The sequence below is a fragment of the Thermoanaerobacterium sp. CMT5567-10 genome (genome assembly GCF_030534315.2).
GTDB lineage: Bacteria > Bacillota > Thermoanaerobacteria > Thermoanaerobacterales > Thermoanaerobacteraceae > Thermoanaerobacterium.
Genome location: NZ_CP130558.2, coordinates 2,168,613 through 2,184,619, shown reverse-complemented (window position 1 = coordinate 2,184,619; position 16,007 = coordinate 2,168,613). Strand labels below are relative to the sequence as shown.

Sequence of the window (16,007 nt, the reverse complement as noted above, 5' to 3'; positions counted from 1 at the left end):
TTTATGTTTATATCTTTTAGCGCATGTACTTTATTTTCACCCCTTCCGTAAACTTTGTTTAAATTTATCGTTTTTAATATAACCATATATAAATGCTCCTCTCCTAATTTATTGTGCTGATAGATTCTACTATACTCATACGCTTAACCCTTCTTGATACAATAAATGTAGCTGAAAATCCTAAAAGGATATTTACTATTATGATGAAAAGATATATTTTCCAATCAATTGTAAATTTTGGAGTGATTAAATTTGGACCTAAGTATTTAAATAATATTACCTGTCCAGTCAGTCCAAATATCACAGACAAAATACTTGAAAATATTCCATATGTCATACCTTCAAATGTTATCATCTTTCTGAATTCTTTGTTTGTAATGCCAACGGCTCTTATCATGCCAAACTCATTTACTCTCGATATTAAACTGTAACTTACATTATTGATTATATTTAAGAAGCTTATGGCAAATAGTACTATTACTATGGTATTGATAAATATAAGCTGATTTGTCGCAAATGCCTTTATCTTCTGCTTTTCATTGCTTAGATTTAAAACTGTCGCTCCTTGTGTTCTTTTAGCAATTTTTAAAATCTGATTGTACAATTTTTCACTGTTATAACCTGGTTTTACATTTATATCAATGAGTCTGTAATTTTTAAATCCGCTTATTTTCTGTAAAATATCGTTAGATATGACAACTTGAACACTATTATTGCCTGCATAATAATCGGAAGAATCTATTAATTTTTCTACTATTGCTCCTACAGTAAATTCTTCCTCTTTAAATTGTGCATTTGCATCTTCCATTCTAAAAAATTCTTCTCCTGTATCCCCATCTTTTCTAAAACTTTCCGTTATCTTGTCTCCAACTTTTAAATTCACCACATTAGGACTTAAATGTTTAGTGTTCATTGGATGAGGTATAGCAATGATAGCAATTTTTTCCTTTTTCATTTTTTCTATGTCTATCTGTCCTTCTTTTACATATTTTTTCATCTCTTTAAGAAGCTTATCATCATATCCATAAATATCATTTTTCAATATGTACTCGTCACTATTTGGTTCTTTAACAAGCAGGCCATTAAGTACTTCTTTAAAATAAGGAGAGTCATTTATCTGTTCAAAATATAAAGGCTCAGCTATATTTTCTTTTTTCAGTTTCATTCTCCCGTATATCGGCTGTATTGTTTTAACTTCTTCTACACCTTCTAAGTTTTTTATTTCTTGGATGTCTTCAAGGGGAATACCCACTGATAAATTTGTACCGGGTATTATTTCTATTTTATAATCGGTATTTATCTTTGATGTTTCGGCCTCTTTATTTATTTGAGCTGCTGTAAGCTCTGCATAAAAATTTGATACTATGAATATAGTGCTCCCCAAGCACATAGATAGAATTATCATATAGAAACTTTTTTTATTTCTAAAGATGTTTCTAAATGAAATATATTTTGAAAATGGTAGAATTCTATATAAGAAATCTGTCTTAATTAATACTTTTTTGTATTTTATATCCGTGTTTAAATTTTTTCTTATTGAGTCAATAAGCGTTAGCCTTTTTACGCTTCTATATGTAACCAAAGTAACTATAATTATAGAAATAAGGTTAATTATTATGGACATCAAGAAAACTCTCGGAGATAGAACTATATTTTTTATGTCGACTTTTCCTTCTGTGAATAGATTTCCTGCTATTGAACTTAAAAGTTTCGCTCCCGCAAGACCACCCACAATTCCGATTGGTGTGCTAATAAATAGTAAGGTTAATAATTCATAAAAAAGCAGCATCAAAATTTGTAAGGAACCTGCTCCAACTGCCCTCATTATTCCATATTCAGATAGCCTTTGTAATATGGCTATATTGAAAATGCCTAAAATTACTATTAATGATACTACCCCTGCAACAAGTGATATCAATAAAAAAGTAGGATCTATTTTTTTGCTGCTTCCTAATGATTCCAAAAGCATATTGTTTTTTCTAACATATTTATTATCTATTTTCAAGTGCTCGGTTATGTTTTGTATATCTTTATTTATGCCAGTATTTTCATCAAACTTTACATAAACTTGTGCATCTTTATAAGAATCATTTTCATTTAGATTAAGGATGGCTTCCATCTGCCCTGATGATTTTAACCGTGGCCTGTCTTGTAAAATCCCGGTTAAAATGTATGTTTCGTTAGTCTTTTTTCCATATAAATTGAAATTAATCTTAGTACCTGGCTCCGGATTTACCCCCATGTTTTTTAAAACCCATTCTTCTATAGCTATTTCATCATCTTTTACCGGAAACCTTCCTTTTATTACCTTAGAATTAGTTAACTGTACATAATCTTTATTTGCCTTTATTATATTTAGAATTATTCGCCCATCAGGTACAGTAGAATCGTAATATGAAGAGATGCCAACTTTCTCAACATTCGGTTCATTTTTTATCATTTTGAGTTTTGATTCATCTATATCGATATTATACCTAACATGGTAGATTCCGCTTTCATATTTTGTTTTAGTTACATTAGCATGCTTGGCACTATCAGCTAGAGTTCCAACTCCTACTATTAATGCTGTACATAAGATAATGCCAAGACAAATAGCTAATGATCTTGATCTATACTTTTTTATATATGCTGAAATTACTTTAAAAAGATATTTATTCATTTTTATAATCATTCCTTTCGCTTCGCTCAAGGCACAAAACGTAATGAAATGTGCCATGCTAAAAAAACTTCCTGAGCTTTATCGCTGTTGATGGTTATATTACGCCTGAACAAGCTGGAAAATTAAAGATCATCAAATGACATTTTGAAGAGGAAAGAATAGTTAGAAAAACTGATTCTTGCGCTCGCTGCACCTTATCAACAAGAACTAGACATAATTCTAACCGCTTCATCGTTTAAAAATATTTTCTCGGCTATTACTGTAATATCTGAAATCGGTATAAATATGGAGGCTTTTCCTTCAGCGAAACACTTATGCTCATGGGCTGGACTCACTCCAACTAACAATAAGAGTACAGGCAAGAAAAAATCTGCCCGGATTTCCAAAGCAGGATATTACATTAAGCCGCTTCTTGTGCAGTGTGCTACTGACGTAGTTAAAAGCGAAAAACACCATAAAATTCATAACCACTATTTGCACATCAAAAGCGTAGCGGCCACAGGAAGGCAATCATTGCTATTGCAAGAATGCTTCTTACAGCATTATACAGCATGTTGAAGAAGAAAAAACCATATAATGCTGAATTATATAAAAATCTGATGCTTTTCCCACAAAACGCGAGATTACGGTTGAGCAAGCTTATACTATTAGCTCAACTTCAAGGCTATAAAATAAAGCCAGCTATTTAGCTTTAACACTTACTTCGATATTTAATTTTTTAAAAGTCATCAAAGATGGCTTGTTTGCTATTCTATTTTATTCTTATTGCAATTTGTACATTTAATTTCAACCTTTGCCTCCACAATTGATTTATCTTCAAAAGAATATTTCCAAAATTATTTTGTCTAATATTATTCTATCAACTTCTCTATTAGTTTATAAAAATACAAAAATCATCTTTTAAATATGGATAAGGCAATAGATAATGTTTAATTGTCTATTGCCTTACCTGTACTATCAATTTCTAAGTCCATTGACTTTCCCAGTAACGTGGTTTGTCGTAAGCAGTGCAATCTTGTAAACAATCTTGACCAGGCTGATAGTAATAAGGTGCTCCGGGTTTTGTGCAATTATCCTGACCCACTACTATTTTTGTTTCTTTGTCTTCAATTTTGTTGATCTTTAACATTTCAATACCTCCTTTCTTGAATATTTACTAATTAAATTAATTATATTAATTTAATTAGTCTTCACTTTAATTTTTTAAGTGGCATACATTTTATATTGCAAATTTTCTAATGCGCAAACCATATAAGGTGGAATACAGTAGTTATTTGTTATTAACTTATTAATGATTTTACATCTTGGTCCATCACAATAATTATATATTTTACAGCCATGACAAACTTGATTTAATTGATATGATTTTTCTAGTATATTATCCCTTTTTTTATAATCAATACCATTATATATGTCTCCGATTTGAAATTCATCATTACCCGCTGATACTATGCAAGGATATATTTTTCCATCAGGATATATTTGAAAATGTGTTTTACCTCCTTTACACGTGATCTTGAAAAAATATTTTTTATTTTCAGTTAAATTTATAAACGTATCATTAAAACTCGCCTGATATTCTTTTATGTATTTAATTTGTTCTTCTAAATTATTTATATGTTCAGTATCCCAATTCTTATCATATAAGTTAGGTATCGCTACTATAAATCTAAATCCTAAGTCCATCAAAGATTTTACATCTTCATATAAATTATATACTGTATTACTGTCAAAGGTCATCCGTACCCTTAAATTTGGTAAATATTTAAGTAACTTTAAACTATTTTTTTTAACTATATCATAACTGCCTTTTCCATTTTTAAAAAGTCGCATCTTATCATGGGTACTTTTAGTTCCATCTAAACTTATAGTAATATCCGGTATTTCATTTACAATAAATTCTATTATTTCCTCATTAAATAAAGTTGCGTTCGTAGTTGCCGCAAATAAAATATTAATATTATTCCTTTTAAAAATTTTCTTAAATTTATATACTAAATATTTTATTTCATCAAATGCTAAAAATGGCTCACCTCCATGTATGTTTAGATTAAACTCAGTTATATTCTGAAAATCAAAATAATTCATTATAAACTCAATAGATTGATCAATTATGTTTCTATTTACTGTTTTATTAGCCCTATTTATACTTTCATAGCAATATCTACAATTTAAATTGCAATCTGTTGTTACCCATAACGTTACATACATTACTTTATTCACTCCCCCAAACTCTTTTATATAATATTGGCTTTAATTTATTACATCTATCTTCAAAAGCTTTAATATTTCCCTTATACTCTTGAAAACTTCCCGGGCATGTCCAGCAGAACAAATTTACTTTACATTGTTTACATCTTTGTTTGTATTTATAATCTAAAGATTGTAATACAGTATTGAAATCTATAAAATCCATAGTTTTTTTTACTACTTCACTTAAGCTTTTAATTTCCAATACACTACCCAATTTGAATTTTTGACTAGATAGAGACATACATGGATATATGTCACCATTATATCTTATTAATAATTCTCTAGTCCCTGCTCCACATGAAGACACTCCAATAGGTTTACTATAATCATCGCTAAGAAATTTTTTTGAAATAAAAACTTTATCTAATCCATCATCAGTAAAAGCAAGATAATTGTCCCTTCCTCTTCCTACAGGTGAAAAATCTCTAATTAAAGGAGTTGTTCCTAATGATTTATTCAATTCATAAAATTTACCTTCTAAATGTTCAGTTTTCGGACTTATAGTCATTGAAACACTTATCCTCTTAAAATTATTCTTTTTTAGTAACTGAATATTTTTTATCACTTTATTAAATACCCCATGTCCTCTTATCATTGAGCAAGATTCTTCATCTGCACCATCTAAACTAATAGACATAGAAGTAACGCACTTTGTTAAAATGTCAACATTCTCTTCGCCTATTAAAAGCCCATTAGTAGATAATATTATATTTCCATTATAAATAGATTTTAAATATAATAACAATTCAAAAAAATCTGTCCTCACCATGGGCTCACCACCACTTAGCATTATTGACTTAGGATTCCATTTACTCATTTTATTAATAATGTCTTTGCATATTTCTGTAGATAAGTCTTTGTCCTTGCTATTTAAAGTATCAGCCGAAACGCAACAATGGATACAATGTAAATTACATCTATGTGTCATTTCAAATGATACTAATTTATTATAAGCAATATTTTGGTGAGTATCATCTTCAATTATTCCAAGCATGCACATGTTTTTGTATAATGATTTTAAGTAGTTTTTATCATCGTTATCATATAAACAGTTAATTAATTCACTTATGGATAATTTATTTTTTATACCCATTTCCAAAATATTATATACTTCCCTAGATATCCTTATCCATTCACCATTTAATCTATTCCCCAAAACAACTTTATTATTATTTTCTACTATTTGTGTATATTTACTAAAGTGATAAATCATTATTATTCACCCCCTTTGATATTAAATACTTAATCAATTCTTTAACAAATTGATTTCTCTATTTTCATTTTACAATGATAAATTTCCAATGTCTACTATATCTTTGTATAGTTTTTACAAAACCAAAAAAACTATACAAAGATATAGTCTAGTTTAATCAATATCTATTAAATTTAACTTTGTTGCCTTTACTATTGCTTCTTGAATGCTTTTTACACAAAGTTTCTCAATTATTTTCTTCTTATGATATTTTACGGTAACTGGTTTAATCCCAAGTTCTCTTGATATTGTCAATTCTTTATAGCCTTTTGCAAGCATTATCAATATTTTTATTTGTTTGTCTGTAAAATCTATATTTTTGTTTACTAGTTCAGAATTCTTTAAACAGTTTTTATATTCATTGGCAATTTTATCTGAAAGCAATTCGACAACCACATTCATTTCTTCTGTCATGTCTCTTTCTATCGTTGAAACATCTAAATATCCTATTATTTTTTCATCTATAATTATTGGAGCAGCAATGCAATGCCATTTTTTTAAAATGTCACAATAATGATACTGGGGTTCCAAATATACTAATCTTTTTAGTTTCATCACTATTGATATGGCATTTGTACCTATGGATTCTTCTTTAAAAGATATGCCAATTGAACAGTCAAAATTGATGTGACATAGGATTTTCTCATGACACATCGTATCCAAAAGATATCCTTCATCGTCAGTTAATAAAAATATGTATTTACCCTTTAAGCTCCTTAAAATATTGCCAACAACATTTTTAAATGTCTCAATTAATATCATGTTTTTCTTTAATCTGATTTGCAAATCATTTCCTCTTGAAATTATTGCAGGATCCGTCATCGAACTGGTAAGCCCCGCTTTTACGCATCTTTTATATGAATGAAGTATTTCATCATATATTTGTATATTTCCCATATAAATCCCCCGTAAAACTTACAAATTTATTCTCTCATAATATAAGACAATTTTTTAAAAGATTTGTTACAGTTTCTTACAAAAAAATTTTTTTATATTTTTTTATAATAAACAATCAATTGTATCTTTGTGAACAAGTACACAAATTCCCACACCTTTTCGCGAATATCTAATACTGTGAAAATTCTTTACCTCCTCAAACATAAAATTCCCCAAACAATAAGTTTGCGGGAACATAAAACACGCTTCAATATTTAATTAAAAATCTTTAAAGCCTTTGATTTCAACCTATTTATTCTCTACCAACATGACTGTCTCAACATGTGTTTTGATAGAGAAATGATAGTATTTCGCAAAATTAAAGAGGGTATTTTAATTTTACCCCCATGCATTCAAAATAAAAGCTTATGACTTTCTCTCCAATAGAAAACATTTTTTATTTATATTGGAAGTATTCTATTTCTTATCCTCAGACTCTATCAGTTCTATCATTCTAATAAAATAATCATATACTTCTGTACTTTCATTAAACATATTTTCTAAGTCTTTTTTCCCTTTTTCTAAAATATCTTTTTCTAAAAACTTTTCGTTAAAGATAATTGCTAAAGGATATTGCCTTCGTGAAGCTACATTTAACATTTGTTTGCCAGCATTTTCTGCTTTTAAATAATCAGAATATATTGATAAAAAGTGTTCTGGAAAAACACTAATTAAATAACCATAAAACCACAAATAATCTTCGTCTTTTGAATATTTCTCTGTTGCTATTTTGAAGGCATCTATTAATATGTGTTCTGCCTGGTCTAAACATTTTTCTAATTTAGGTGATAATCTTCCCCATTCAGCCATAACATACCAAGTGTAAAAAGAAATTCTGAAAAGATTATATTTCCCAATTGATTTTAAATAATCTTCATTAATAGTATTTAAAAGTTCTATAAACTTATCCCAATCTTCTTCATTTTTTATAATTCTATCTAATTTATCTAAATCCATCGTACATCATAACCTTTCAAATAATGTTCTATTTATTCCTTATTTACCCATGCATCGCTAATTTTCCATATATTATCGCTTACTTTTTGAAATGTTACTGTTACTGTTTCTTTACCAACCTTTAAAACTCTTTTATATGCAGAACCGTATCTGCTTTCTGTTCCTTCTTTCATAACTTTTTCTATTGTATTTCTTACTTTTTCCCATGTGATTGTCCCCTTAATAATTTTATCCCAATCATGTTTTAGATCTTTTATATGTCTTTGCTTATTTAAGGCTTTGTCAATTATTTTCTCTTCCGCTCTAGCTTCAAACCAATCAACAACTTTTTTATACAACCAGGTACCTGCTGCTATTACTGTACCACTTATAATCACTACTCCCGCAGCTGTAACCACCACTTCTCCAACCCCTGGAATCCACCATGTTCCTGCAATAAGAGCTCCTGTAGCACTTTGTACACCTACACTTCTCATTGCACTATTATTCTTTTTAATTCAGTTTTATCAACTACTACTGCAGTATCAAGAAGTTTGACAAACTGTTCTTGTGTATAATAAACATCATTAATATATACACCATCATCTGTAATAACAATATTATTTTAGTCTAATAATAACATAACCTAATTACCTCTCAAAACTTCTTTTACCCATTCTGTATATTTTTCATCATTGTTATATTGAATAGCCTTTTTTGCAAATTCTAATGCTATATTTTCCGAATGAGGTGGAGTTAATGCAGTAAAAACATAATAAGAAATAAGATAACATATATGTGCAACTTCTTTATTTGCATCTTGTTGCTTCAAAAAAATATATTGATTAAATAAATGAAAAAAAACATTCATCCTCTCTATATCTGTACTATTTGCATATAGATCATCTAAATCATTTTCTGATAATTCCATAACACTTTCAATTGGAATTACCGAACTATAATAATCAAAATATTTTTTGATATCCATATATACTTCACCTCACAATAGTATTATATAGTTCTTTTGAAAAATCCTTAATGCATTGCTTTATTTAGATTAGATCTCTTTTACTTATGACTAAGTAGTCGAAGAAACTATCATTGCTAAATGGGTTAAAGAACTTCGTTCTAATCCTTTCTAGTTGTGATATAAAATTCCATGAGTTAAAGCTTAAAAGATCTTTTCGTCATGTTCTTTTTTTGATTTATTCTCAATTTTTTGTATTAATAGTATTGCGTTAGATATTATAGCTAAATGAAAATAATTATTTTTCAACTATACTAATATTATTCACACCATGCTGTACTAATATATTTAACATGTCCTGCTGCATCTTTAATAAATCTAACAACTACAGTTTCACCTTTATAGGTAAGTGTACGAATATATTGATTGTTCTTTTCCCAAGTTTCTGATCCATCCTTTAAAACCTTAATAAGAATAGGAGCAGCATCACTCCATTTTGGATCTTTCTTAAACTTATTCCAATTATGTTTTGGATTCATTATATGATGTATTTTATTATCATCACAACTATTTACAGCTTTCTCTGCTGATTTATTAAAAGCTCTAGCTTCAAACCAATCAACAACTTTTTTATACAACCAAGTACCTGCTGCTATTACTGTACCACCTATAATCACTACTCCCGCAGCAGTAATCACCACTTCTCCAACTCCTGGAATCCACCATGTACCTGCAACAAGAGCTCCTGCAGCACCTTGTACACCTACACTTCTCATTGCACTATTATTCTTTATAGTATCATCTTTTAATTCAGTTTTATCAACTACTACTGCAGTATCAAGAAGTTTGACAAACTGTTCTTGTGTATAATAAACATCATTAATATATACACCGTCATCAGTAATAACAATATCACATTTATTAATATTTGTATTTTTATAACTTGATTCAGTTTCACTTGCAAATGCTGAAATGCCTATATTAGATACCATCAGTATCATAAGTATAAAACTAATGATTTTTCTTGTCAATTTTTTCATAATTTGCTCACTCCTTAAACTTTCCCTTAGATAATTCTATCAAATCCATAAACAAGCTTGTTTACAGTAATTATTCTACTCCAACATTCCAAATTTGTAAATAATTTCATTTCAAATATTTTCTGACATAAATTGACAGAATATATAACGTTATTGTTTCAAACAAAAAATAATCAAAGCGACTCTACATCACTTCAACTGTCATATTCATAATCTATATAGTTCAGAGTTTTTTAAACAGCTCTTATATTCATTAGCAATTTTATCTGAAAGCAATTCAATAACTACATTCATTTCTTCTGTCATGTCTTTTTCTATCGTTGAAACATAACATTTTCTCATGACACATCGTATCCAAAAGATATCCTTCATCGTCGATTAATAAAAATATGTACTTACTGGTTTTTTGAGTGAATCTAATATCTTTTTCCTTTCGTCAGTACCAACTTGGGAGATATTTGTCAATAATGCAGATTTACTAACATCAAAACAGTTATCTTTTCACTTTTTTATAATACAGTTTAATAGAATATTTTAAAATTACGAATATGATTAAGACAGAAAATAAAAATATATCAACTCTAAAGCTTATTTTAGTAATGTTATTCAAAGAAAGTAATTCTAAACTATTATTTGGTATATTATAATCGTAGTACTCTAAAAATTTGAAGGGTAATCCTAATCCGTGTTTAAAGTTTGAATAATCTTTAAATTTATCAAAAAATATTGTTGCTAAAGTGATAGTTATACTAATAACCAATAATTTAGAATTTTTCATTATAACACCCCTTACTTTCGCTTCGCTTAGGTACAAATACTATACAAAAATATAGTCTTAAGTCCAATCAATTCAATTTATTTGCCTTTACAACTTTTAAAGCGTACCGATGTCTTCCTTTTATGTTTTTAACTAGGATAATAAAAGATACCAAAAGAAAACTTTGGATCAGGTTTGGCAATCATCTAACAAAAATTTATGGGAAATACACATTTCGCTTTAAATATATTTTTTTGCCCATCACTTCTACCGCATTATCACTTAATTTCTTTACTGAAATATCATAAACATGATCTTTACGAAGTAAATTTTTAACAAGCAAAACACCTTTTATGACTTCTTTTTCCTGCCTGACTGTTATTCCAAAATCTGTTGTAGCACCGTAATTTGTTCTATAAACTACAACAGAACTTGATTCAAACCTAATATTATGAATTGGCATAAATGCCTCATTTACATTAAGAGTAAAAGTGGCAAATAAAATAATGGCTGTAATTGTTGTACTTATCAATATTAATATTATTGAAAACACACTATTCACTATCTTTGCAGAAATATGTTTAAATCTAAAGCCATTTATTAACAGCATTAATGGAATTATCTGAATACACAAAGAAAAAATATCGTTTAATTTTAAAGACTTAAATCTTATAAAAGGATAAAAGTAATCTAAATTCAATATCCATAAAATATAAATAGCCAATAGAGTCATATGGATAATGTATTTATTATTTCGAATTAAACTATTCACTAATATCACCTATCTTTTATACTGAATTCAATATCATTCTATCCAATCTAAAACAGATGGAAAAATGCAATCACATCCTTTCCATGTTTGCAGTATTTATCAATTGGACCAAATTTATCTTGCAAATTACTTTCTCACAATATAAGACAAATTTCTGAGAAATTTGTTACAGTTTTTTATAAAAAATTTTTTCTTAAATAGTTCTCATATTCTTTTGAAAAAAATAAGTTAGCGTCTTCCAAACAAATACAAAAATACATAAGCAGGAATTTTTATTATTGGTACCTTTGTCGAAACCTTAACTTTCCCATAATCTTCTGGTCTTTTTGTTACTAATATTGCTGAATCAATATTTTTTTCTTTTTGGCTCATCTCAACAATGGCATCATTCTCGGAAAGTGTCGTATCTTCTCTGAATTTCACTTCGATTAAGGATTTACTATGTGGGAATTCAACCACTACGTCAATCTCTTTTTGATTGTCACTAGCTTTTCTAAAATAACCTATTCTAGCATTTGTTTGCAGGTAAAAATTATAGATATGTTTAAAAACTGCTGTTTCAACCGTTATTCCAAGTTCTTTACTGTCTAAGAGTATATTGTCTATCATTAAAACTGCATTTCTTAGGGCAGGATCGGAAACGTAAATTTTGGGTTTTGCTTTTAGAACTTTTTTCCCGCCTAATTCTATAGGTAAACTTTTATAAATCAAATTTACATTTTCAAGAAGATAAATATAATTTTCTACTGTTATTGTTGAAACATCTCCAATTTCTTTACTTAGCGTTGAAATACTTATAACATTTGCAGAATTAAAGCATAAGTACAAAAAAACCTTCTCTAACACTGCTAAATTTCTTACATTAAACAAGGAAGGTATATCTCTTTTAATAACTTTATCAACCACATCTTCTCTTAACATTCTTTGCACTAAAAATTGGTCTTCCGAGAATACAAATTCGGGAAATCCTCCTATTGTTAAATACTTATTAAAGTACTTTTGCAATGGCATAAGCAAAAACATAAGCTCATTTAATTGAGAGTCATTTAAATTTGAAATTTCATTTAAGTTTAAATTTGGCAGATTGCTTGGTCTTTCTGGAACACCAAGTATTTCGCAAAATTCATAAAAAGAAAGAGTAGGTACAGAAATCACAGTCCAGCGGCCAACACCACTTTCTTTTGTACCTTCAATAAGTGCAGGAGAAGCTGAACCTGTAGCAATAATTCTCCAGTTTGGTTTGGTGTCATAATAGACTTTTAACCATCTGTCCCAATCACTTGCATATTGAATTTCATCTAAAAATATATAAGCCTCTTTTTCTTCATTTATGGTGGTTTCATAAAGATTAATAATTTGGTCAAAAGAACTTAATTTAAACAAAGGATGATCAAAAGATATATATAGTATCTTTTTTGGGTTCACTTGATTTTTTAAAAGGGTTTCTATCATTTGATATAAAATTGTAGTTTTACCTACACGACGTGCACCTGAAAGTATAACATATCTTCTGATAGTTGGATGCTAATATTATAACATATACTTTATGTTTTTATACAAAAAATATGAAGTATACTTTATATTTTTTGTATGTTTTTAAAAACTATATTTTAAATTATCGATTCACCATCTTTATATAAAAAATAAACTGGCGTTTGAAATCTTCAAGCCAGTTTATATTATTCATCTAATTTAATTTTGCATTATATTTATGAATTAGAATATTCAAATACCTCTGTTTCCTTTGAAGTAAAGATGTCAATTGGCAACACCCAAAAGCCTCCATTTCCATCTATATCTATTCCTGATGATTTTTTGTATGCCGCCCATGGAACTTTTGAGCAATACCAGTTATCATCATCGTTTTTATCAGCCCTCCAACTGTAAGGTTTTCCAACAAACTTAGATACTTCATCAACGGCTTTGATTCTCTCTTCTATTGTCGCCTTTGGAACTGTTAGCCCCCATGCCTCACTGAAATTTTCTCTGTAAAATCTTATGGTCTCATAAATCACACCTTGGTCTGGCTCTGCCGTTAAAAGGCATTTGTCATCTATGCTTCCATGATACCTTCTGCTGTCAAATATTGCAGCATGTCTTATTGCACCTTGCACGTGAAATCCCTGACTTGTAGCAACTATTATGTCTCCTATCGTAAACTTGTCAAACGATATGCTGTTTTTATAAACTGTCTTTTCACTGCTTCTGGAAGGAAACTTCACACCAAATACTTCTTCCGAGTTGATGTTTTTAATTAAATCGTATAAACTTACATAGAATTTATTTACTTCCCCAGCTTCAAATGGTTTCGATATCATGATGGCTCCATTTAATGTAAGAAATCTCTTATAAAAGTCCTCTTTTTTAAAGAGGCTTTTTTTCTTTAAGTTTTCTTTAAAATTAAACTCTTCAATATTAATACCGGATATTTCAATTTGTTTTGAAATATCATTGCCACTTGATATGTGTTTATTGTTAGGTATTATGAGCATTCCTACATCCCCCTTCTTTTTAGTCTATGCTACTGTAGAAGGGTTTTGTGTATGTCTCATTTTATAATATCAAATGCCATTTTAATAGCATATGCTATAGTAACACATACTAGTATAGGTCGTATTAACTTAGCGCCACTTTTTATTGCCACTTTCGTACCAAATCTGGCACCAATTATCATAGCTATTGCCATAGGAATTGCTGCAGAATAAATTATCTTACTGCTTATAGCAAATAGGACCAATGATGTAACATTGCTTACAAAATTAAGTATCTTTCCATTCCCAGCACTTATTCTGAAGTCATACCCCAATAATATTATAAACAAAAAAATGTAAAAAGAGCCTGTGCCAGGTCCAAAAAAGCCATCATAGAAACCCAAAACTATAGATATAATAAGTCCAATTACTATCGTCTTTTTATAAACACCTTTAAAATTATTTACATTTCCAACATTTTTCGATAACAATGTATATATTGCAACAAATATCATTAATATTATTATGATGATTCTCAATTTTGAACTATCTAATAACAAAACCGCCTTAACACCTAAAATTGCTCCTATTAATGTCCCGAAAACAAGGTATTTCAATAAATTGATATCATATACTTTGTATTTTATGAAAGTCATAGAACTTGTAAAAGACGCACACGTTGATGCGAATTTATTGGTCCCAAGAGCATATGCAGGAGGCACGCCTAAAACCATAAGCCCTGGAAGGCTTATTATGCCTCCCCCACCTGCTATAGAATCAATAAATGCAGCAACAAATCCTATTACACATAATGATAGTATATATTCTAATGACAAGATATCTTCCTCCAAATTATATGACTTGATTCTATGTAAAACTTTTAACACTAAGTAACAGGTCTTTAACCTCTTTATAGTTAGACATCGTAAATACCATTTGCTTTATCTTAGATGCTCCGCGGATACCTTTTAGATACCATGCTATATGCTTTCTCATCTCCAATATTCCAACATGTTCTCCTTTGTAATCTATCATCATGTCAAGGTGCTTTAAGATCATGTCAATTTTTTCGCTTACGGTAGGCTCTGGCAGAATTTCACCTGTATTTAGATAGTGAAGAATCCTTTTAAAAATCCACGGATTCCCTTCTGCCCCTCTGCCAACCATCACCGCGTCACATCCCGTCTCATCTATCATCCTTTTTGCATCTTCCGGTGTAAATATATCTCCATTGCCTATTACAGGTATTTTTAGATTATCTTTCACTTTCTTTATAATATCCCAGTCGGCGCGACCTGAGTAAAACTGTTCTCTCGTCCTGCCGTGTATCGCAACCGCTTTTACGCCGCAGCTTTCAGCCATTTTAGCAATCTCCACAGCATTTATGTGATCATCGTCCCATCCTTTTCTTATTTTTATAGTGACAGGCTTAATAGAGTTTTTCACTACTGCTTTAATCACGCTTTCTGCCACATCAGGATGCATCATTAAAGCTGAGCCATCACCATTTTTTACTATTTTCGGAGTTGGGCATCCCATGTTTATATCTATTGTCTTTGCATTTGATGTATTTAATCTCTTTGCAATTTCACCCATTATATAAGGATCAGAGCCAAATATCTGCAGTGCCACATTTTCGTCATCATCTATGTCTGTAAGAGATTCTGTATTTTCACTCCCATAATAAAGACCCTTAGCACTGACCATTTCAGTGTATGCAAAACCACAGCCCATATCTTTGCATATGCGTCTATATGGTTTATCTGTAACACCTGCCATAGGAGCCAAAAACACATTATTTTTGATTTCTACATCGCCAATGTACAAGCTTGCTTTCATTCCCTTCTATTTAAGTTCATATATCATGGTCAACACTATACATTTTTCAATCACTTATTATTCTATCATTATATTTGCCTCTATCCAACTATTACTTATACTAAAAAAGGAAAGCTGCGCTTTGC

15 protein-coding genes and 2 pseudogenes are annotated in these 16,007 nt (G+C 29.5%); 1 reads left to right on the top strand and 16 read right to left on the bottom strand.

Translation table 11 applies throughout. The features are described 5' to 3' along the window. Positions 1–103: 103 nt before the first annotated feature. On the bottom strand, positions 104–2,689 hold the full coding sequence (locus Q2T46_RS11010) for an ABC transporter permease (RefSeq protein ID WP_311062247.1): 2,586 nt from the start codon (positions 2,687–2,689) through the stop codon (positions 104–106). A 22-nt stretch (positions 2,690–2,711) separates the two neighbouring features. Here Q2T46_RS11010 and Q2T46_RS15580 point away from each other — a divergent pair. Further along, positions 2,712–3,348: pseudogene (locus tag Q2T46_RS15580) on the top strand (transposase); the annotation flags it as partial. 275 nt (positions 3,349–3,623) lie between these two features. Here Q2T46_RS15580 and Q2T46_RS10995 read toward each other — a convergent pair. The 15 genes and pseudogenes from Q2T46_RS10995 to dusB form a co-directional block, all read right to left on the bottom strand. Then, positions 3,624–3,788, bottom strand: a complete 165-nt coding sequence (locus Q2T46_RS10995) for a hypothetical protein (RefSeq protein WP_013298752.1) — start codon at positions 3,786–3,788, stop codon at positions 3,624–3,626. 74 nt (positions 3,789–3,862) lie between these two features. Beyond that, complete coding sequence (locus tag Q2T46_RS10990; protein ID WP_303265440.1) at positions 3,863–4,882, bottom strand: radical SAM/SPASM domain-containing protein; 1,020 nt, start codon at positions 4,880–4,882, stop codon at positions 3,863–3,865. Further along, complete coding sequence (locus Q2T46_RS10985) at positions 4,875–6,125, bottom strand: radical SAM/SPASM domain-containing protein (RefSeq protein ID WP_303265441.1); 1,251 nt, start codon at positions 6,123–6,125, stop codon at positions 4,875–4,877. The genes Q2T46_RS10990 and Q2T46_RS10985 overlap by 8 nt, the downstream gene beginning before the upstream one ends. A 153-nt stretch (positions 6,126–6,278) precedes the next feature. Further along, positions 6,279–7,061 carry a LuxR C-terminal-related transcriptional regulator gene (locus tag Q2T46_RS10980; RefSeq protein ID WP_303265442.1) on the bottom strand — a complete coding sequence of 261 codons (783 nt, stop codon included), beginning with the start codon at positions 7,059–7,061 and terminating at the stop codon, positions 6,279–6,281. A 456-nt stretch (positions 7,062–7,517) separates the two neighbouring features. Continuing rightward, the gene (locus tag Q2T46_RS10975; RefSeq protein WP_132776144.1) at positions 7,518–8,057 is read right to left on the bottom strand and encodes a hypothetical protein; all 540 of its coding nucleotides are present in this window, start codon (positions 8,055–8,057) and stop codon (positions 7,518–7,520) included. 32 nt (positions 8,058–8,089) lie between these two features. Further along, positions 8,090–8,533 carry a polymorphic toxin type 35 domain-containing protein gene (locus tag Q2T46_RS10970; RefSeq protein WP_303265443.1) on the bottom strand — a complete coding sequence of 148 codons (444 nt, stop codon included), beginning with the start codon at positions 8,531–8,533 and terminating at the stop codon, positions 8,090–8,092. Positions 8,534–8,682: 149 nt separating this feature from the next. Beyond that, the gene (locus Q2T46_RS10965; RefSeq protein ID WP_303265444.1) at positions 8,683–9,024 is read right to left on the bottom strand and encodes a hypothetical protein; all 342 of its coding nucleotides are present in this window, start codon (positions 9,022–9,024) and stop codon (positions 8,683–8,685) included. Positions 9,025–9,323: 299 nt separating this feature from the next. Further along, complete coding sequence (locus tag Q2T46_RS10960; protein ID WP_303265445.1) at positions 9,324–10,043, bottom strand: polymorphic toxin type 35 domain-containing protein; 720 nt, start codon at positions 10,041–10,043, stop codon at positions 9,324–9,326. 207 nt (positions 10,044–10,250) lie between these two features. Continuing rightward, positions 10,251–10,415: a hypothetical protein gene (locus Q2T46_RS10955; RefSeq protein ID WP_253667107.1), complete on the bottom strand. Its 165-nt coding sequence runs from the start codon at positions 10,413–10,415 to the stop codon at positions 10,251–10,253. 121 nt (positions 10,416–10,536) lie between these two features. Then, complete coding sequence (locus tag Q2T46_RS10950; RefSeq protein WP_303265446.1) at positions 10,537–10,821, bottom strand: hypothetical protein; 285 nt, start codon at positions 10,819–10,821, stop codon at positions 10,537–10,539. 196 nt (positions 10,822–11,017) lie between these two features. After that, positions 11,018–11,500 (bottom strand): hypothetical protein, encoded by a 483-nt coding sequence (locus Q2T46_RS10945; protein WP_311062245.1) that lies wholly within the window; start codon positions 11,498–11,500, stop codon positions 11,018–11,020. A gap of 300 nt (positions 11,501–11,800) precedes the next feature. Continuing rightward, positions 11,801–13,096: pseudogene (locus tag Q2T46_RS10940) on the bottom strand (ATP-binding protein); the annotation flags it as partial. A gap of 185 nt (positions 13,097–13,281) precedes the next feature. Beyond that, a complete protein-coding gene (locus Q2T46_RS10935) occupies positions 13,282–14,064 on the bottom strand; it encodes a YiiX/YebB-like N1pC/P60 family cysteine hydrolase (RefSeq protein ID WP_303265447.1) in 783 nt (260 codons plus the stop codon). Positions 14,065–14,120: 56 nt separating this feature from the next. Beyond that, positions 14,121–14,879, bottom strand: coding sequence for a TSUP family transporter (locus Q2T46_RS10930; RefSeq protein ID WP_303265448.1), 759 nt, complete (start codon positions 14,877–14,879; stop codon positions 14,121–14,123). A 31-nt stretch (positions 14,880–14,910) separates the two neighbouring features. Continuing rightward, the gene (gene dusB / locus Q2T46_RS10925; protein ID WP_303265449.1) at positions 14,911–15,882 is read right to left on the bottom strand and encodes a tRNA dihydrouridine synthase DusB; all 972 of its coding nucleotides are present in this window, start codon (positions 15,880–15,882) and stop codon (positions 14,911–14,913) included. Positions 15,883–16,007: the final 125 nt, after the last annotated feature.